The organism is Kordiimonas sp., from assembly GCF_965216265.1.
Lineage (GTDB): Bacteria > Pseudomonadota > Alphaproteobacteria > Sphingomonadales > Kordiimonadaceae > Kordiimonas.
In genome coordinates this window covers 923,918-942,487 of the sequence record NZ_OZ244153.1, presented here as the reverse complement: position 1 = coordinate 942,487, position 18,570 = coordinate 923,918, and the positions used below count along the sequence as shown (strand labels likewise).

18 protein-coding genes and 3 pseudogenes are annotated in these 18,570 nt (G+C 49.4%); 11 read left to right on the top strand and 10 right to left on the bottom strand.

Features of this window, described 5'->3' with window-relative positions; all coding sequences use genetic code 11:
- Nucleotides 1–7: 7 nt before the first annotated feature.
- The 4 genes from ACOOGA_RS04365 to ACOOGA_RS04350 all read left to right on the top strand — a co-directional run bounded on the left by ACOOGA_RS04365 (nt 8) and on the right by ACOOGA_RS04350 (nt 5,571).
- Nucleotides 8–1,114 (top strand): SAVED domain-containing protein, encoded by a 1,107-nt coding sequence (locus tag ACOOGA_RS04365; protein WP_420429600.1) that lies wholly within the window; start codon nt 8–10, stop codon nt 1,112–1,114.
- Entirely contained in the window at nt 1,111–2,871 is a 1,761-nt protein-coding gene (locus tag ACOOGA_RS04360; RefSeq protein WP_420429598.1) for a hypothetical protein, read from the top strand. The genes ACOOGA_RS04365 and ACOOGA_RS04360 overlap by 4 nt, the downstream gene beginning before the upstream one ends.
- Entirely contained in the window at nt 2,868–4,361 is a 1,494-nt protein-coding gene (locus ACOOGA_RS04355) for a hypothetical protein (protein ID WP_420429596.1), read from the top strand. Before ACOOGA_RS04360 ends, ACOOGA_RS04355 begins: the two co-directional genes overlap by 4 nt.
- Before the next feature lie 53 nt (nt 4,362–4,414).
- A protein-coding gene (locus tag ACOOGA_RS04350) for an IS3 family transposase (RefSeq protein ID WP_420429594.1) occupies nt 4,415–5,571 on the top strand; the annotation gives its coding sequence in 2 pieces (ribosomal slippage) (nt 4,415–4,667 and nt 4,667–5,571; 1,158 coding nt in all).
- Between the two features lie 298 nt (nt 5,572–5,869).
- Here ACOOGA_RS04350 and ACOOGA_RS04345 read toward each other — a convergent pair.
- Nucleotides 5,870–6,043 (bottom strand): annotated as a pseudogene (locus tag ACOOGA_RS04345) (IS3 family transposase); the annotation flags it as partial.
- Between the two features lie 77 nt (nt 6,044–6,120).
- Nucleotides 6,121–6,363 (bottom strand): helix-turn-helix domain-containing protein, encoded by a 243-nt coding sequence (locus ACOOGA_RS04340; RefSeq protein WP_420429592.1) that lies wholly within the window; start codon nt 6,361–6,363, stop codon nt 6,121–6,123.
- 197 nt (nt 6,364–6,560) lie between these two features.
- Here ACOOGA_RS04340 and ACOOGA_RS04335 point away from each other — a divergent pair, with 197 nt between their 5' ends.
- Genes ACOOGA_RS04335 through ACOOGA_RS04315 form a run of 5 tightly spaced genes read left to right on the top strand, consistent with a single transcriptional unit; the run spans nt 6,561 to nt 12,128 of the window.
- Complete coding sequence (locus ACOOGA_RS04335; protein WP_420429590.1) at nt 6,561–7,184, top strand: Tn7 transposase TnsA N-terminal domain-containing protein; 624 nt, start codon at nt 6,561–6,563, stop codon at nt 7,182–7,184.
- Complete coding sequence (locus ACOOGA_RS04330) at nt 7,165–9,135, top strand: Mu transposase C-terminal domain-containing protein (protein ID WP_420429588.1); 1,971 nt, start codon at nt 7,165–7,167, stop codon at nt 9,133–9,135. Before ACOOGA_RS04335 ends, ACOOGA_RS04330 begins: the two co-directional genes overlap by 20 nt.
- A 3-nt stretch (nt 9,136–9,138) precedes the next feature.
- A complete protein-coding gene (locus ACOOGA_RS04325) occupies nt 9,139–10,050 on the top strand; it encodes a TniB family NTP-binding protein (protein WP_420429586.1) in 912 nt (303 codons plus the stop codon).
- Nucleotides 10,047–11,840: a TniQ family protein gene (locus ACOOGA_RS04320; RefSeq protein WP_420429584.1), complete on the top strand. Its 1,794-nt coding sequence runs from the start codon at nt 10,047–10,049 to the stop codon at nt 11,838–11,840. Before ACOOGA_RS04325 ends, ACOOGA_RS04320 begins: the two co-directional genes overlap by 4 nt.
- A gap of 18 nt (nt 11,841–11,858) precedes the next feature.
- A complete protein-coding gene (locus tag ACOOGA_RS04315) occupies nt 11,859–12,128 on the top strand; it encodes a hypothetical protein (protein WP_420429582.1) in 270 nt (89 codons plus the stop codon).
- On the opposite strand, the gene ACOOGA_RS04310 is transcribed toward ACOOGA_RS04315, so the two are convergent.
- Nucleotides 12,125–12,337, bottom strand: a complete 213-nt coding sequence (locus ACOOGA_RS04310) for a hypothetical protein (protein WP_420429580.1) — start codon at nt 12,335–12,337, stop codon at nt 12,125–12,127. The genes ACOOGA_RS04315 and ACOOGA_RS04310 overlap by 4 nt on opposite strands.
- 155 nt (nt 12,338–12,492) lie before the next feature.
- Here ACOOGA_RS04310 and ACOOGA_RS04305 point away from each other — a divergent pair, with 155 nt between their 5' ends.
- A complete protein-coding gene (locus tag ACOOGA_RS04305) occupies nt 12,493–13,743 on the top strand; it encodes a hypothetical protein (protein ID WP_420429578.1) in 1,251 nt (416 codons plus the stop codon).
- A gap of 188 nt (nt 13,744–13,931) precedes the next feature.
- On the opposite strand, the pseudogene ACOOGA_RS04300 reads toward ACOOGA_RS04305, so the two are convergent.
- From ACOOGA_RS04300 to ACOOGA_RS04280, 5 genes and pseudogenes are all read right to left on the bottom strand, one after another.
- Nucleotides 13,932–14,207: pseudogene (locus ACOOGA_RS04300) on the bottom strand (ATP-binding protein); the annotation flags it as partial.
- A pseudogene (locus ACOOGA_RS04295) lies at nt 14,201–14,329 on the bottom strand (helix-turn-helix domain-containing protein); the annotation flags it as partial. The pseudogenes ACOOGA_RS04300 and ACOOGA_RS04295, both read right to left, overlap by 7 nt.
- Nucleotides 14,330–14,859: 530 nt before the next feature.
- The gene (locus ACOOGA_RS04290; RefSeq protein WP_420429576.1) at nt 14,860–15,261 is read right to left on the bottom strand and encodes a type II TA system antitoxin MqsA family protein; all 402 of its coding nucleotides are present in this window, start codon (nt 15,259–15,261) and stop codon (nt 14,860–14,862) included.
- 2 nt (nt 15,262–15,263) lie between these two features.
- Entirely contained in the window at nt 15,264–15,560 is a 297-nt protein-coding gene (locus tag ACOOGA_RS04285) for a type II toxin-antitoxin system MqsR family toxin (protein WP_420429574.1), read from the bottom strand.
- Nucleotides 15,561–15,657: 97 nt separating this feature from the next.
- Nucleotides 15,658–16,620 carry a hypothetical protein gene (locus tag ACOOGA_RS04280; protein WP_420429572.1) on the bottom strand — a complete coding sequence of 321 codons (963 nt, stop codon included), beginning with the start codon at nt 16,618–16,620 and terminating at the stop codon, nt 15,658–15,660.
- Between the two features lies 1 nt (nt 16,621).
- Between ACOOGA_RS04280 and ACOOGA_RS04275 the strand changes: the two genes are divergently transcribed.
- Nucleotides 16,622–16,897, top strand: coding sequence for a hypothetical protein (locus ACOOGA_RS04275; RefSeq protein WP_420429570.1), 276 nt, complete (start codon nt 16,622–16,624; stop codon nt 16,895–16,897).
- Nucleotides 16,898–16,928: 31 nt separating this feature from the next.
- Here the strand turns inward: ACOOGA_RS04275 and ACOOGA_RS04270 are convergent, their stop codons facing one another.
- Both ACOOGA_RS04270 and ACOOGA_RS04265 read right to left on the bottom strand, forming a co-directional pair.
- Nucleotides 16,929–17,330 carry a hypothetical protein gene (locus ACOOGA_RS04270; protein ID WP_420429568.1) on the bottom strand — a complete coding sequence of 134 codons (402 nt, stop codon included), beginning with the start codon at nt 17,328–17,330 and terminating at the stop codon, nt 16,929–16,931.
- Entirely contained in the window at nt 17,327–17,977 is a 651-nt protein-coding gene (locus ACOOGA_RS04265; RefSeq protein WP_420429566.1) for a hypothetical protein, read from the bottom strand. The genes ACOOGA_RS04270 and ACOOGA_RS04265 overlap by 4 nt, the downstream gene beginning before the upstream one ends.
- Between the last annotated feature and the right edge of the window lie 593 nt (nt 17,978–18,570).

Below are 18,570 nucleotides of genomic sequence, written 5' to 3'. Positions count from 1 at the left end.
GAGGGAGATGTCAGGTACAATTCAGTCTTTTTTTGATTTTCTTAAGTTCTTGTATCTGCGGCGCTCGCCTTCAATGCCGTTTATCAAAGTAGGTATCTTCCTGATTGGCTCAGCGCTTTCGGTTGGCTTCTTTTTTGATGTAAATGCTTCCTATGGGCCTTTGACGGTAAGTCTTGACGGATCTGATCGCCAAACTTGGCCGTTGGTAATCCAATGGCTTATGTTTGGTGCCGGCTTTCCTTCATTGATTGTCGGACTGATTGTTCAATGGCGACAAGTGAAAACACTTTGGAGAGATGCCCAGCGGAAACGCCTGGTCACAGTAGAACACCGAGGGTTGACAACTCCAATAAATGGAACCCTTTCAAGTTCAGTGCCGCCTGAGTTTATCGGTCGTCGAGAAGAGATATTCATTGATCAGACGCCTTATGTTTCAGGAAACAGTAGGGTGGATGACCCAGAGAAATCCCTAGAGGAGGTGCTGTATATCCGGCGGGATATTGATGGCCGCGTTAAGGCTGTCGACAAAAAGGATGTCACGGTGATTTACGGCGGGCTTGCCTCAGTGCCTTTTACCTTTTTAGCCGGCTATCTAATTGATGATGACAATGAAGTGGAAGTGATGGACTGGGACCGGTTCAAGGGCAAATGGTTCCATATTAAAGCCAAGGGCCGAGAGGCCAGGGAAGCCGCGATTAGTGGTGTGGAAGAGGCCGGCGCGGCCGACGAGGTCGTTGTTGCCCTGTCCATTTCCTATAAGGCGGATCTCCTGGCCCTTGCCAAGGTCTTTCCGGAGTTTCCTCTTGTTCATATGGATTCCGGCGACTATCAGCCCAATAATCACTGGGATAGGGAGCAGCAGGATAGATGGGCCGATCAGTTTGTAACACTCATGCGGGCACTGGCTGGGGCTAGAAAGATTCACCTGACGATTGCCGCCCAAAATAGCGTTGTGTTTACATTGGGGCGTAACTTTGACCGTAGAAACAGCCCGGCGATAAATCTCTACCAGTACGAGCGTGACGAAGATCCAGCATATCCTTGGGCCGTGGCAGTACCTCGAGGCGGCAATGACGCTCAGATCATTTGGAAATCCGATGGTAGACGAAGATGACAGCTGAAATAGATACCGGTACGGAGATGCGTAGTCGCCTGTTGGCTGCTGGTTTTGGCGACGAATTGCTTTCAACCATCTATGCTATTGTTCTCATGGAAAGAAAGAATCGTGACCTTCTTTATGGGTTGCTTGTAGAGCTACACAACAGTTCTCACCTCGATATAATCGGCACATTTCTTCATCTTAGAAATTCCGCGGAAAGTGGCAGGGACTATTTTTTGCTACGGCGTGCCTTTGAAAAGGCCATGCCATATCTTCATGGCTCCGTAGAGCGAATGATGCAGTGCATTATGCATCTGACGAAAGAGGCAGGAAATGACCTTTCATCTGGCACCTTGCTCCCCCTCCTAACAGATTGGCTTGCTGCCGATGAAGATCGTCAGAACGAGGCATTTTCTCTGTTGGAGGCGAGGATCGATCAATACGGGAGTTTGATGCCTCAAATTGTTCAATCGGGCTGCAGGAGTGATCCTGAAAAATATATAAATTATTGCATCCGCTTATTGCAGGTTGACGACATTGAATTGCGTAGAAAAGCCATGTTTTCTGTGGGAAGAATCCCGTTCTCTGAAGCACCTGGCTTTGCCAAAGTCTGTGCTTTAGCGATAGCAACCTCAATCAAACTAAACGATGATCGATTGAGGGGAATTGCGTTAAAGACACTGTTTCATATCTGCCAATCAAACCGATCAGTCATGAATGATACAATAGGGGCTATCGAGTTCTTATTGGAAAACCCTGAAGAACACACGCTTCATGCAGCCGCCGAACTATTTGCTTGGGAGCTCAAGGATATCCCGGAAGGCCTCCTGGCCACTTTGCTTCAAGAGCTTCAAAATACACCTATTTTAAACTCTGGAACTTGGGATTTCATTGATCAAGGTGTATGTAAATTAATTGAGGCAGGCCAAAGAGATGTCGCATTATGTTTCATAGAAAGTCTGTCGGGTTCTGTTCCGGATTTGGATGTTTTTCAGACGTTTGCATCGACCCGTCAGGCGATCCTAGCAGATAAAGATATAACAAGCAGGATAGTTACCAGGTGGCTATTAGCAGGAGGAAACGGCCTGAAGAATTTTGTGGCCAGACTAGTTCTGCGGCATTCGACAAAAACCTTAGTCTGCGCACACAAAGCTGAGTTTGAACCTGACAATCCGGTCCATGTTGTATTCCTGGCGCGTAAAGCAATTGGGTACTTTTTCCTTGATGAAGCAAGCTCAGCGACCACTTTCATCCTCTCCCTCATGAATCTAACCTCGTCTCATGAGGCATTGGAAGCGTTGACGCAGTTGCTGGAAGACCCGCTATTGCTGAACTATCCAGCTGACGTCGAAGCGCTCCTCAAAAAGCCTCTAATCCAACTTACTCCTGAGACCCAGGAGTGCATCAATCGAGCACTATCCAATTCCGAGAAATATTACGAAGCACTACGTAATGTCGGGAATCTACCAGAGCTTTTTGCGCCCAAGTCGGAACAGGAGCTACATATGAAGAATATGGCGGCCAAAACCCAACAGGCGATGAAAGCGGGAGAGGCAAAATCCGTATTGCTTTCTATGGTTTCCAAGTCAGTTATTTTACACGGCAACAAAGCGGCATTCACTATCACTGATCTCAATGGGCAACCCCACAGAAGTGAAATTGCAATGCAGTCGCATGGGCATTCTATGACTGTTCCAAGAATGTCAATTCTGACTCCTTATGATTTGGACCTGATGCTGCGGATTTTCCGGGTGGAAAGGATTAAACAATGAAGCTAATCCTTCGCCAATATCTCGCCACTTTGCGCGAGCGCAAAGAGCTAGATGCGATTTTGCCCGACCTGCTCAGTCAAATGGGTTTAAATGTATTCTCTAAACCTTCAATCGGTACACGCCAGTTTGGCGTCGATATCGCTGCCGTCGGCCGTATCAATGGAGGTTCGGAAACTGTCTACTTATTTTCAGTTAAAGCGGGAAATTTGGATAGGACGACATGGGATGGTGCAAGCGACCAATCATTGCGTCCGTCACTTAACGAAATCATAGATTCATATATTCCTTTGATTTTGCCTCCTGAACACAAAGACAAACCGATCGCCATTTGTGTTTGCCTGGGAGGTGAAATCCATGAAGCTACTCGCCAGCAAGTATCCGGTTTCTTTAGAACAAATTCGACACTACAAATTTCGTTTGAAGAATGGAACGGTGACCGCTTGGCGGCTCTTATCCAGGAGCACCTGCTACGTGAAGATTTGATGCCCTCAGAAGCTCGCGGCCTATTGAGGAAATCTCTAGCGCTGATAGATGAACCAGAAGTTTCGCACCGCCATTTTGGAACGTTAGTCAGGCAACTCACATCGGGTTTAGGAACTTCGAAGCAAGAACTGACGGCAAGCCGACAAATTCTACTGTGCCTATGGACACTTTTTGCTTGGTGTAGGGATGCAGGTAATCTGGAAGCCGCTTACCTGGCAAGCGAGCTCGCATTATTAGCCCTATGGGCGCGAACTCATGAGTGCATGGGAAAGCGGGGCAAGCTTAACAAGGCTAGAGCTGCCGTCTTCTTTTCGACACTCGACGCGTATCGGCAAATAACTGGAGCATTCATTTATGAAAAGATTGGTCCTGTTGCATCCGTCGAGCATGGCCTCTCATCGGCCACACGTTCATCCAATGAGCTGTCGCTGAACTTAAAGCTATTTGATGTCTTAGGGCGTATCGCACTTTGTGGCATTTGGAACGACTGGCTTCGGCACGTGGCACGGATCCAGGGGCTTGAGGAGCAGGAGCGGGAATGCAGTCTGTTGTTTCATCAAGCTAGGGAAATTTTAGCGCAAGCAATCAACAACAACCCTACTCTCCTTCAGCCGACGAAAGACGATCACAACACAGAGATTTCATTGGCGGTAATGCTTCTGGGCCGGGAAAGTGGATACTCGGAATATATCAAGGAGTGGATTAAGGAAATCACCCGCCGCTCGATCTTTTCATATGAAACTCGTGGCCAATTTCCTTGCATGTATTCAACATTTTCACAGCTGCTTGAGCTAACTGATTGCAAAAGTGATGACGTAAGAAAGGAAGCTACGGCAGGAAGCGTTCTGTATCCGACACTGGCTCTATACGCCACGGTTTGGGAATGCGCAGATTTATATCGCGACATCCGCCAATTTCAGAATGATCATATGGAACATTGTTCGTTTCAGTTGTGGATGCCGAATGAGCAATCGGAGCAACCCATATGGCTAAACGAAGTGACCTGAGCCCTTTAAAACCGGCCAATTAAAAGTAGAGTCCGTCACACAGGAGACGGACTATGAAGAAGAGCAGGTTCAGCGAAGAACAGATCATCAGGATCCTCAAGGAACAGGAGACCGGGGTTCCGCCAGCGGAAGTTTGTCGGCGCCATGGTATTGGCGAAAGCACCTTCTACAAGTGGAAGAGCAAGTACGGCGGCATGGAAGTCTCGGACGCCAAGAAGCTGAAAGCGCTTGAGGACGAGAACTTGCGCCTGAAGCGGCTGTTGGCCGATGCAATGCTGGATGTTGCCATGCTGAAAGATCTGAATTCAAAAAAATGGTGACGCCCGCTGTCAAGCGAGAGGCGGTCGCTCATCTGAGGGAAAGCTATCAGGTGAGTGAACGGCGGGCGTGTCGTCTTGTGGCTGCGGACCGGTGCATGGTCCGATACCAGTCCCGGCGTCCCGATGACCGGGCGCTGCGGGATCGGTTGAAAGAGCTGAGCCATGAGCGTCGGCGTTTTGGTTACAGGCGGTTGCATATTCTGTTGGAGCGGGAGGGTGTTCAGGTGAACCACAAGAAGTTCCGGCGACTGTACCGGGAAGAAGGCCTTCAGGTCAGGAAGCGGGGTGGCCGCAAGCGTGCCTTGGGCACACGGGCGCCACTCGCGCTGCCGTCTCGGCCAAACGAACGCTGGTCACTGGATTTTGTCAGCGACAGCTTTACCGATGGCCGCCGGTTCCGCATCCTGTGCATCGTTGATGATCATAGCCGGGAATGTCTGGCCCTGGTGGCCGATACATCGCTGTCGGGTGTCCGTCTGGCGCGGGAGCTGGACCGGTTGATTGCCGAGCGCGGCAAGCCGAACACGATTGTCAGTGACAACGGCACCGAGATGACATCAACCGCTATTCTGCGTTGGTGTCAGGACAGCGGCGTGGCTTGGCACTATATTGCGCCGGGCAAGCCCATGCAGAATGGCTTTGTCGAGAGTTTTAACGGTCGCTTGCGGGATGAGTGTCTGAACGAGACCCTGTTCAGCAGCATCCGGCAGGCCCGAGGGGTTCTGGCCGCCTGGCGGCATGACTATAACCATGTCCGCCCGCATTCGGCCCTCGGCGGCCAAAGCCCAATCGAGGCTAGAAAGACAAAAGCATCATGGGGGCATGCCCCCATGATGCTTGCAAACACAGCTCAAAATGATCAATTCTTTAACAAGGGACTCTACGCTTGAATGGTAGATGGTTCGGGCTCAGGTCAGAAGATCATCATGGAACAGCGTTCAATAGACTTGAACTACCGGAAGACCCGAATGCCTTCAAGAGAGCCGTTACTGATGAATGCAAAGTGACTAAATCTCTTCAAGCTTTGACTGCATGGAAGCTCAATCTTTTCCCACTCATCCTAACCGCCTGTCGGCGTTATAGTCTGCCTATTCCGCCACAATTCTTTTGTTCTGATGGTGAGATCGAAGCGTGTTGAAATAACTTATGTGTATATCTGTCAGACTGAGCCACAACGTTGCAGCTTAATTAGGTGTTTGGTCCCGGCATTTGATGGTGCGGATTTAACTTGAATCTTTCGGGCTCATCTCCCCAACATTTGCAGATGAACTCGTATGGAGTGAGGCCGCGCAGGGTTTTGAGACGGCGGCCATAGTTGTAGGCATTGATGAAGTCGTGCAGATGGGCGGTCAGTTGTGCGTGGTAAGAGAGTGCTGTTCCCGGACGCGTATGATGAAATGAGCCGGCCTAGCTGAAACTGTCGATAAGTTTTGCGCTGATTATGCGGCAAACGAATTCGGACACTTCACGATCAACTGACCGTCCGCAGTTTCAAACGATATTCCAGCCTTCACGAATGTAGATTCGAGTTTCATCAGCGTTCTGGTTGTGACGTTCGGCACACCATGCTGCGGCTCAATGCGCTTAATCGACGCGATCGAAACTTCCGACTTCTGCGCCAGGGTGTCCTGCGACCAATCCAACATGGCTCGCGCTGCGCGAATTTGTCTGCCTGTCAACATTTGCCAATTCCCATCATTACACCCGTGCCGACTCGGATTCTGGATATCGTCTCTTTTTCAATTCTAACAGCCCAAAATGGTCCGTCAATTGTGAAAAATATATATTTTCCGCATCAAAATCAATACTAAAAGCACAAAGATTTGACTTATTAGGATAAATGGGATAGCCGAATCGAGCATGGTAAGGAGATCATGCTATGACCCGAAAAATTGTCAGGCGAACAACACATAGGGTGGTGGGGTACCACGCCAGTCGGAAGAATGGCGCCCTGGTCCCGTGGGAAAGCCAGGTGGAGCGGGGATACTTTCAATGGTTGGAAGTTGACCCTCGAATAGTCAGCTTTAGGTCTCAACCCAAAACATTTAAATGGACTGATTTTAGATACACCCCAGATGCCCTTGTGGAGACCCGCGAGGGCTCTTTTTTTGCCGAGGTAAAGCCAGATGAGGCGCTTGAAGATGACGTGGTCATGGCAAGGCTGGAAGAAATATCCAGGCGCCTACGGGCAGAAAATATTGAATTCAAGTTGGCATTGAGAAGCGAAATTTTTCAGGAACCGCTTCGAGGCAATGTCGTGCGGTTGATGCGTGAAACAAAACGTCCGCTAGATACAAAACTGGTTCGGCGCATCTTCTCGTTTATTGGCCACAATCGCTGCCAACTTGGAATGCTCGCGCATCACGTTTGTGATGGTGAGATATCACCGGTCTTGCGGTGCGTCGCGCAAGGCTACCTCTCTCTCAATCTAAATCAACAAATCACGCCTGAAACCTTCCTAACTGCCATTAAGGAGATGAATCATGGCACGTTTTCAAATTGAAGCAGGTACACGTTTTGTCAAAGATGGAGCGGAGCTCCTTGTTGTAGAAGTTCAGCGAGATCAACAAGTTGTTCTCGAAAACATCAAGCATCGAAAGCGTTGGGCGGAGAGCCGTTTCGAGATTGAGAGGCAGTTTTTCGCCGGTGAACTTATCTTGCTTGTTGGCAGTGACAAATCGAATGGCACCCCTATCGCACCACTCGATATGTTGTCCGAAGAACAGTTGGCGATCGTAAGAACTCGCGAACAATACATGCTGGAACTGGATAAGCTGGTGCCGTCGGTCTCTATTCGATCCTGTTTTCCCGATGTCGTTGGCCGTATAGCCACTAAACTCAACGATCCGACACCCCCATCGCGGTCGACGCTTAGTGATTGGTATGGGAGATGGATGAAAGCGGGAAAATCTCCGGCAGCACTTGCGCCTCGTCATTCGAGACGTGGTAAGCAAAAAACCGTGATGTCGCCAGAAGTCGAACAGATAATCTCGGAGGTGCTCGAGGAAAAATACCTAATTCGGGAGCGGCCTTGCCTAAAGCATGTGGCAAAAACCTACGTGTTGCCGGCCCTTGTTAAGGAAAACACAAGTAGGGCGAAAGAGGATCGATTTAAGATTCCCTCCTTGACAACAATTTACCGCTATGTTCGGACTTTGGACCCCTATCAAGTCGCGCTAAAACGCGAAGGTAAGGCTGCTGCAGATCAGAAATATCGACACATTGGTGCAGGTGTAAAAATTGAGGCACCACTAGATTGTGTATTGGTAGATCACACTGTCTTGGATATCGATGTCTTGGTGCCTATTGATGGTTTTGTGGCACGTCCGACCTTAACAGTGGCCATGGATGTGTATAGCCGAATGCCTTGGGGCATCTATCTGGGCTTTACCTCTCCTGGCTACGAAAGTGTGATGCTCTGCCTGCAGCATGGCATCATGGATAAGGTGAAGTTTCTTAGCCGGTTCTCCACAATCGCGGGCACTTATCCTTGCCTCGGTCTTCCGAGGTCTCTTGTCGTGGACAATGGCATGGAGTTCCATAGCCAAAGTTTGCGTGATGCATGCCATGTGTTGGGGATTGATCTGGTTTATTGTCCGGTGCGGCAGCCCCATTACAAGGCTGTCGTTGAAAGGTTTTTCCGCACTGTTAACACAGGCATACTTGCTGGTCTTAAAGGCCGGACCTTCTCCAATGTTATCAAGAAGGGCGACTATGACGCCGTCAAGAATGCGGTCATTCCATTCGACGTGTTCTATGAAGGTTTCTTCAAGTGGGTAGTTGATGTCTACTCCAGAAGCTTTCACAAGGGAATTGACGATTTCCCCGTGAAGCGTTGGCTTTCTGGTGTCGAAGAAACCCCAGTTGAACTGCCGGCGAACGTTGCCGATCTTCATATTTTGCTGGGGGAACCTGCACATCCGACACTGCATCAAGGTGGGTTGAGCATGTTCAATACCCGCTACAACTGCCCGGCGCTGTCTGCAATGTATCGGAGGATTGGGCAAGGCGTCAAAATCAACGTGAAAGTTAATCCGCTTGACCTGGGCGAGGTCTATGCCTTTGACGACGAAGCGCAGCAGTACATTAATGTACCCTGTGTTGAGCCGGATATGGCGGGCTTGAGTAAGTGGGAATACAAGTTAATTCGAGCCGAGGTGAATGCTCGACGTAAGGCGGGCGAACAAGAGTTTAGTTTGGCAGAGCATCGTCAAGCCATTGACGAAATGCTAAGTGTCAAGGCCAGAAAGTCCAAACAACAATCCGGTAAGCGAACAGCTCGTTTGGCGGAGTACATGGGCTCATCTCACTCCGAAGCGGCCAAGATCATGGTGGATTTTGATGAACTTCTCCCGTCATCCGAAACCCTGGTTGATGCTGACCCTGACATCGCACATCTGCTGGAGAATGCCGCGAAGTTTGGTTGGGGCAAACCCGAAGCAACGGAGGTATGAATCATGTTTGACGCACAATTTTCCTCAGGCGCCGCTACCGCACTTGGTCGGTTTAGGAAGCTGTTCATCGAGTACGACTTTACCCAGGAACTTTCCCGCCAGATCCAATTGTTTCATCAGGTTTCGGAAGCATCCGATATTTCCAACCTGATGCTTCTGTATGGCGACACCGGAAGTGGCAAATCCACTCTGGTCAACCGATATATCAATGCTGTGCGGGAGAGGGTTAAAGAAGCACATGTTGAGCAGCCCGTGCTCTTTGTGATGGTTCCAAGCAGTTGTACTCCCAAAGCCCTTGCGTCCAGCCTTTTGGTCGCATTGGAGGACCCTTGCTACAACAAGGGCACGCTTACCGATATGACCGTTCGAGTTGTGGCACTTATTCGCAAGAAAAAGGTATCACTGATTGTGCTCGATGAGTTTCAGCACTTCATCGACCGCGAAAACAAGAAGGTGGCTTATTGCTCAGCAGATTGGCTGAAAGAGCTGGTCATCCAAGTGAACTGTCCGTTCTTGTTGGTTGGTTTGCCAAGTACTTCGCGTGTGATCTGTGAAAACCAGCAACTGGAACGTCGGGTTCTAACAAAGTTGGAACTCCGTCCTCTTCCGTTCTCGACCAAAGCAGATAGGGAAAGGCTGCAAACGTTGCTGCTGTTCTTCGCTGAAGAACTCCCATTCGGAAACGCTCGAATGATTGCTCATGAAGAAATGGCGCGGCGCATACATATCGCCTGCAGAGGGCGAATGGGCTACCTTGCTCGTCTTCTACAGCAGGCGGGAATGGTTGCGCTGGAAGAGGAGGAGCTTGAGCTTAAAGTGAGCCACTTTTCCAAAGCTTATGATCGCGTAAGGGCGGATGATAAGGACTCGCTTCTCGGTGTCCTGAATCCGTTTCTCGCGGAGAAAAAACAGTGAAAACTAAGGGAATAGGAAGCCCTAAGGAGGGCTTCCATCCCCCAGTCAAGCTGCTAACAGTTTTGCAGCCAGAAGTTGGCGAGAGCTTTTATGGTTTTTTGATTAGGCTGGCTCAAGCCAACTTCTACTCTAATGTATCTTGGATACCCAGTTTATGCGATGGGCCGCAATTCATCGTAAACTTCGCTACAATGGATAGACTGGCGGAAGCAATGCCGCCTCGCTTTGGGCTTAATGCTGGTAAATTGAAAATGACCACTTTTCGTATGGAAAGCGTCGATAATCACCGAATACTGGACCTTAAGGAAAATGGCTATCTTGATGTAGCTCATGTTGAGTTGGGGCCTACCAAAGTTTGTCCGGCCTGCCTGGCTGAGTTTGGGTACGCTTTTAAGGCTTGGGAATATAAAGCCGTGATCGTCTGTCCGCGACATAGGCGTCACCTGGCAAGAAAATGCGAGAAATGTGGATCAAAGCTGTCGGCCAGTCGTCCGAAGCTATTTCACTGCCAATGTTGTGACTTTGATATACGGAAGACCGCTCTAGAGCCGGCATCTGGCGTAGATGTTAGGGCTGCGCAACTACTGTTATCAAAAATGGCCGTGCCCTTCAGTGATGAAAAAAATGACGTCAAAGAGCCATGGCTATCGATTAACCTGGCAGACCTCATATCGACATTACTGTTGCTGTATAGGTTTCATCCAAGTCGTGAAGATCAACACTGGACAATTTCCAATACTGACTGGGCTCAGGCGTTGAGGTTGGTCGCGCCATGTCTACTAGACTGGCCCTACGGCTTTTCTGACTATCTTGTGCAAGTCCATCACGCTCGGGAAGCTCCATCGGCCGAGTTCCGCCAAGGTGTCCATGCAGCGTTTGGCCGCTTCTACCAGATAGTGGCCAATGAGGATAAGGAGGGACGGTACAGACCACTTAAGGCATTTATGTCCGAGTACGTCATGTCCGACCCCCAACAAGCGCTTGCCACGGGGCGAGGAAGCTGCCTCATTTACCAACCTGAGAGGCGTCAATCCCAGTATCTGACAAAAGCAGAAGCCTGCAAGATGCTTGGTGTAAGCGGCGACACCTTTAACACCCTATTCGACGACGAAGTTTTAAGGGGGTTCAGGCTGCAAATAGGCAGGCAGATAGTTTATCGGATTTCGAGGGGGTGTGTTGATCAATTGTCGCGAGACCAAGTTTCGACGATCTCCTGTAGCAAGATCATTCGTGGACTTGGCCTTACTCGTCGGATGTTCGGCTACCTTGTACAGACAGGTCACCTTGAGCAATGCGACAGCGTTTGGGTGGCCCACGGTGTTACACGGGTTACGCAGTCGTCATTCAGGCGGCTTCTGGGGCGGCTTTCTGGGGTGGCACCCAAGGTTTATACGGATCAAGAGCGGCTACTGTCACTTGCAGGTGCTTATCTATTTGCATCAAGGCTGCACGATTTTAGTGGCCAGAGGTTCCTTGACGCTGTCTGCGAGGGAGCCGTAAAGCCAAGGTACTTTAAGCAAGAAGGTGCCCAAAAATATGTGGTCGGTTTCTTGTCAGCTGACATTTTACGGTGCGCAGGCCGTGTCTGGGTGGACAGTGCTTATGCAAACAAAATTTTGAGGGGTAGCCAATTGTCGGTGCGATCCGACACATGGCGGAAATTTGTCCGAATAAAGAGTGATCCAGCCACGCTGAGAAGCCAGTATTTGCTCGAGGATGTTATTGCTTTCTGCGAGGGTCTGCTCTTTACCGAATTCAGAAATATGGGAAATGTTTGCAAGCAGCAATGAATGAGAGTGGTAGATTCAATGGAGAAGTTTTCATCAGTTTTGACGACCGTAAATGCTCCTCATCTGAAGCAGTTGGACGCCGATGGCCTTGTTAGGTGCCTGCAAGATGAAGAATATGCGATGGCTCATATTGGCCATGTTTGGAGCTTCTTTGGCGAGGTCCCGGTATCAACCCAGTTGGCCTTCGCTTTACATCATTCCATCGCTGCCAAGGCGCTGCAGGATATCGGCAAATTCTATGCGAAGCGAACTGGCGCAGATTTTCCAATTCTGCATATTGCGCTCTAGGTTCTTTCTGCATCAGTAGGTTTTTTTCGGCGCCTAAATTGCTGCCAATACAAATCTGCAAACATGCCCGATTTCACGTGTTCGGGCCCATCCAGTTCCCAGCCTTCCTGGCTCAGAGCGTCAAACTTGGACTGAACATTCTCAGCTTCAAAGTTTCTCCATTCGACGCATTTGTATTCGAATTCGATTGTTTCTGATGGTGTCAGCATGCTCGGCGTCTCCTTGTCTGGGACACTTTATACTACCATAGTACGGCCCTGAAACTTCGACCTAAATTCTTTTGAGTTGAATCCCAAAGTTCGGGGTCCGCATGCTGTCTTTACGACGTTTTTTGCTGAACGAAAATTTTTGAGAAGGACCATTTATGGCTAAAGATTCAGACAAGCATGATCTTAAAAGCAACACTGAAAACAAAGATAGTCTGTCGTCGTTCTGGGAGTTCATCGGGAATACTTGGGAAAAAATTCCCAAGGACCTCATTTCGCCAATCGCCAAATTCGCAGGCGTGGTAGGTGGCATCTTGCCTATGATCCTAATAACTACCTATTCGGCGTCTCAAGGCTTGCCTGTCTTGGATGTGCTTAGCACGTTGGGAGGGCATGTGATTACGCTGTTTGTAATCTCGTTCATCGTTACGTTGTTTGCCGCAATTATCATGTTGGTGCCGGGAGCATACCGAGCCTTCGATGAACGCAGTTTGACAAAGCGGGAAGACAGGGATGGTCTGAATGATGACGAGGTCGCTCTTCATGACCACTACCTCGCGGTATCGTCCTGTGCTCCGGCGCTTGGAGTGATGACTGGAATTGTTTCCCTCGGTCCATGGCTAATGTCTGAAGGCGTGAGTTTGGCCTTTGCCTTTGGTTCCGCTGCCGGCTTTGCGGTCTTTCTTTTTGGTGCGATCTACCAAGGAAGGAGACGTATCGCACTGATAAAAAAACTCAAAAAAAGTGATATTCAAAAGCGAGCTAAAAAAAAAGATTGGGGGTGGTTGCTGCCGATGATCGGGATGGATATTGGGGTGGCTATGGTTTGGTGGTCTTTTTCCATTGGGCTGCTCTCTGACCGGTTTGGCGAAGTAAGTTTTGACGGTGTGAACAGTGAAATGGCTGTGGGGTTGATAAGTTTTGTCGTTGCAGTGTTTACGTCGTGCCTATTGGTTCTTTCGTCTGCTTGGTGCAGGAAAATTAGCTTCGGTCGAGTTGTTGGGGCAGTATCAATCGTGATGCTTGTCTTGGTATTCTTCTACCCAAGAGCTCATGGTTTGATGAAAAACAATCTTCGCATGCTCTCTCAAGGCGGCGATGTTTATGTAGTTCTTGTGGCCGACAAGAGCGTAGTGGAGGATTGGCCCGAGCTGTTCCAGAGAGAGGTATCGCCCGTTGACGGTAGTGAAGGCGAACTGAAGGCGCGTACAAAACCTCTACGGCTCTCACTTTTGGGGTCTGACAAACTGTTTGTTCAGCTTCCCAAAGACGCACCTCAGAGCGAAGCCTTTAAAGATGCGAAGATCGAAATCGATCGGGCAAAGATCAAAAGCATCGCTTTCATTGGCAAAGAGACGAAGAAGAAGGAGGAAAACGTCACCGAGACGGCCGCAAATTCATTTAAATAAGCTGAAACCTTGGGTATGAGGAGGAGGTCAAATGACGCCAAACCCTATGAACCCCTTCAGTGCATCATCGAAACTTTTCCAGTAGACCTGCGGATTTCAGAAATACGGGACAGTGATTTCACAAATTCCCGGACAGGGATTTCAGTAATTCCCGGACAGTTTTGTCAGGGTTGATCGTTGTCCTGCGATTATGAACTATGGGTTATGGTTTCAGTGTTTGTTTCGTCGGTCAAGCCGGTTCGGTTTGTTTTTCGTCTCATGCTGTCCCCTTTGATTTCGATGCGATGAGCATTGTGGATGATTCTGTCGAGAATGGCGACGGCGATGGTGGGTTCGCCGATCATCTGATGCCATGCCGAGACCGGCAGTTGAGCGGTGATGATGGTGGATCTGCGCTGGTACCGCTCTTCGAAGAGCTCGAGCAGATCGAGCCGTTGCTGATCGGTGAGGGTATGGGTTCCCCACCCCGATCCAGATGCTTTCTGATGGTTTTACGGTCCAGCCCTGTCTGCCGCGCAATCGCGCTGATGCTCAGTCCTTCCCGTTTCAAATCATGGATCAAGATAATCTCCTTCAGTTTGATCAACGGCCTGCCTCTCCCTTGGATGATGCAGGACCAGTTTGCGCCATGCTTGTCCCAGGGGGCATGCCCCCTGGGACAAGCACATCACCTCTCAAACTGGGGAATTTTCATTACAGCACTTTTGGGGAAAATAGCTCCAGCACTCACACGAACCACAGCGGTCGGGCCACGGCTGCCTTGAGATTGTCGCAGACCAGGGCTCTGGGCACGCCGTCAAAAAAGGTCAGCCAACCTCAAATTGATCCCATGGTCCGCTGCATACTTATTCAAAAGTATAGCTCAAAACACCCTTTCGCATACGGCTTTCGCTCTTGGAGCCCTGAATCTTTATCCCTATTTCTCTTCAGGCTTTTTCTCCATCACTTCTTGAGCGGCATCGCATCAGCAGCTTGCCCCTGTCAATGAAGGCGCGCGCATGTGCCTCTTCACTGAAATACTTGAAGATGGCCACCATATCTTCCTTCGCAACGCTGAGTTGATAGCAAATTATGCTGATTGCAGAATGGAATGCTCAGCATCGCTATGCGGGCGCATCAAGCCGCTCGAACTTCGTCGAGCAGTTCTGGATGCCGGTCCAGCAGCTTCAGGAGCTTCACCAGCGCGACCGGCGGTTTTGTCCGCCCCCGCTCGTAGCGGCTGAAGGCATTGGTGCCGCCGCCGAAAATTTCGGCAGCCTGACGCTGGTCCAGCTTCAGCTTCACGCGCACGCTATGAATGAAGCCCGGATCGACAATCGCCGCATTCACATCGCGGTTGAACGCCAGCATCGCCGCACCAACCCGCTCGCTCTGCTCTTCATCAAGAATTGCCTCGCCACAGGCCGGGCAATAGTCGCCCTCCACATCCGGGATGAGGGTCGTCTCACCTTTATAGGTATAGGGCATGTCTCGGGTGTCATGCACCAGGTCGGCCGCGCCACACATCAAACATTTCATCGTCATAACTCCTTGAAGGACACGATCAGCACATCATCGATGACCGTCAGTTTGAGATAGACTTCGCCGACCGCCGTCTTCGGCCTGTAGACATCCTGCCAGACCGTGTGGTCGGCGTAAGTGGTCATGCTCTTGTAGAAGTCGCCCATGGTCAGCGCCAGGATCGTTGCCTTCATTGCTTTGATATCCAAACTCAAAGAAGCGGCCCCGGAAAGCGCACTGTAGGTCGCGCGGACTTTTCCCGCCTCGACCAGCGTTTTGACAACGGACAGCTTGCAGTGAGGCTTCTTCTTTTCCATAAGCTCAAATTAACCTATTAGGTTAAATTTGGCAAGTAGGTTATTTTGCGAAGCGGCCTGCTGCATTGCGATGTTTGCCATTCCGGTTTTTCAAAAGTCATTTGTGAACAGCACTTTTATCGCTGGAGAGTGCGTCAATGCGGGCCCGAAAAGCGCTCGAAAAATACGAGTATGCCTCGTCTTTGATACGCTTGAATTCTCCATTGGTTATCTCACGACCGTCGACGATCTGGGACGCACGTGGCTTATCGAGGCGAGGTAAGGCCACGCCTAATGTTTTGCAGTCCCTTGCCGAGTTGTTGCGAGCAATCTCGAAAAACTCTTTTGTCTCAAAGTTGAAGCTCAACAGGTTGCTACGGCAGGCGTTGTTTTCTAGCGGGGCAGCATCTATTTGCTGACCCTCCCAGCGTGTTATTTTGTAGATCACGTCGGAGAAGGCGGCCACCTGGTAAGATTGTACCCAGGAATTTTTATCGGGCAGCATCAGGACGACTTGGCGGTAGGTGCAGGTTCCTTGGTCCCGACTACATTCTATATCGACGTGGTTGACGGGGTAGGCGATCTTCTCATCTAAGATTTTCACCGTACCTTTAACGTAAGCCCATTTCTCGCTCATCGTTCCCCCAAAATCAAAAGGAAAGAAGCTGACGTCGGTCATGTTTATGCGAGAAGCGCGATAGCCAAGAGTGTAAATTTGCCAAACGGTCAGTGCGCCTGTCTGCGCATCGCCAAGGTCAGCCTGAAACACCCTCTTAGCTTCTTCATAGTTAGCCAACCCGTCATACATCAGCGTGTTCAAGTGGGCCTGCATGACGAGATCACCTCCTTTAGACGTCGCCAAGTTAGCCGCCTGGAGGAGCATGATGGGAACCGAACTTGATCGCTCTGCCTCTGGTATTTGTAGGAGTTGTTCGGGAAGATAGTCCTTATATTTGGTGACAGCTTTGTCGTCGGCATAGGCTCTGCCACACATTAGAACCAGAAAAATAGCGAAAACGAAAGCTGAGGCGGCAGTAGGCGATTGTTCGCAGCGCTGGCTAGGAAGTCTAAATAACGCCATTATGTATGGTGAAGACTTGGAGCGTGAAGCTGCAATGGAACGTCAAGCTCGAAAAGCAGATAGGCGTATGCAGGGCGTACCAACTGATGTAGAGCAAGTGCCGTCATTGGAAAGGCGGAAAGAGAGACAGGTCGTTGGTGGCACGGAGCCCCAATTGGCAAGGGAAGTTGACAAGCCCTCAATTCGAATTTCTGCGGAATGGGAAAATTTATTCCGGATGTCAGAACTAGCAATCAATCATATGAATGCGCAGCTTTACATTCTCCAGTATAAATAATGCCAAATATATTTGCTGACTGTCTCCCGTCTTAAACGTAGCGCAGGAAACGTTCTAATTGCCATGGCGCGATACTAGCGTTCTTGTCTGCCAGATAGTCAGCGGTTACAGAGATTTCATCGATCCTCGCTACCTTGTTTTTCCAGTAGAAAGCTCGAAAAAGTTTTGCCTGCAGGTCTCCGTCAATCCAAAGCGCTTCGCCATCACGAGCTGATTGATCATAGAAAAAGCGGATCTTGGTTTTTCGACTCTTTTTAAGACTCTCACTTGGGATAAAGACCCGAAGCATCACTAATATATAGGGAATTTGCCAATCCTGTAGGTCTGCATAAGCATAGCAATTTAGCTTGGTTGCTTCTTTTAGCAACGCTTCAAGCTCTTCGCTTTTGAGACATGGGACAAGCTGCTTTACTCGGCAGAATACAGATTTCATGTTTTCCCGACAAAAGTCTCGTGCTCTTTTAGCGGCTGCCGGATCGGGGCTCCTGGGGCGGAGCTCAAGATAAGGCTTCGATGCAGGAGCATCGTGGGACAATAAGGGCTTTTGGGCGGATGAGAAAAATGTCTTTTACTTCCCGAAGTGTTTCCTGCCCTTACAGCCATATTGGCGGAACAAACGGGGCATTGTGCGGCCAGGGGAGAGTTCACAGCTCCATACTTTCCTCTAGCTACATTGTTCTCGTATTCATCAACGGATATAATTTGTCCGGAGATCGGGCACCTAGCATTATGCAACTGTTGTTTCACTTCCAAAATTTGAATATTTAAGATTTCCCAGCTTCGCTGAAAATCCATCAAAATGTCCAGCTTTCGGTGAATTAGTGTCCTGTTTTCCATGGAACTGAATATAAAATAGTAAGGAATTGTATAATCCGATGTCTCACTAACTTTGAGATCTAATAACTTGAGAGTTCTCAGAAAAAGCTGGAAATTTCTCAGAAAAAGCCGGACACCGATGTCGGTTTTCACGGTAAGTGAGAATATTGTCAGGTTGGTGAGAATCTTCACTTCAGCCCTAGAAAAATCAATGCCTGCGACCACCTTCGCTTTTCTATCATAAGGGAAGAAGGTGCTATGCATCTAGCTTGGTCTACAGTCGGCTAGTGGGGGCAAATTCCAGGGCAAAAAAAAGGGGGGTGAGGCAAGTAACACAAAGTTGCCGAACTTATCCGGTTTTTAGTGGGGAGGACTGAAGTTCTTGCCTCTCCAGATTCATTGGTGTTACTCTACAGATAATACGGCTGGCTCCGCTGCTTGTGCAAGGGTCAGCCCTCTTCATTTTAGGGCTATTCTCGTAGCCCTTGAGTAGCTCAGACACCAATCTCTATGCCACACAAATTCTATGGCATAAAAGACAGCTTGAATGGGTGAGGCACGATGCCCCCAAGTCGACGATAGGTAGAAGCGAGCGATGACGAAGAAGTCGACTTTTGACTTATCATTCGAAGAACTAGCCGAGATTGGCGAGCAAGCGTTCGCTCAAGCCAAAAGGGAGGCTATAGCCACAGGTCTCCCCAATCCCTATATCGACGTTGAACGCCAAGATCGTTATTTCCAAAAGATCGCACAAGGAGGTGGGCGGAGTGATGCCTCCAAAGTTGGCTAGACCGGGTAAAACCCACAAATAAGTGAAATTGGTCAAGAGAAGATAGATTCGTCGAATAGCAGTTTCT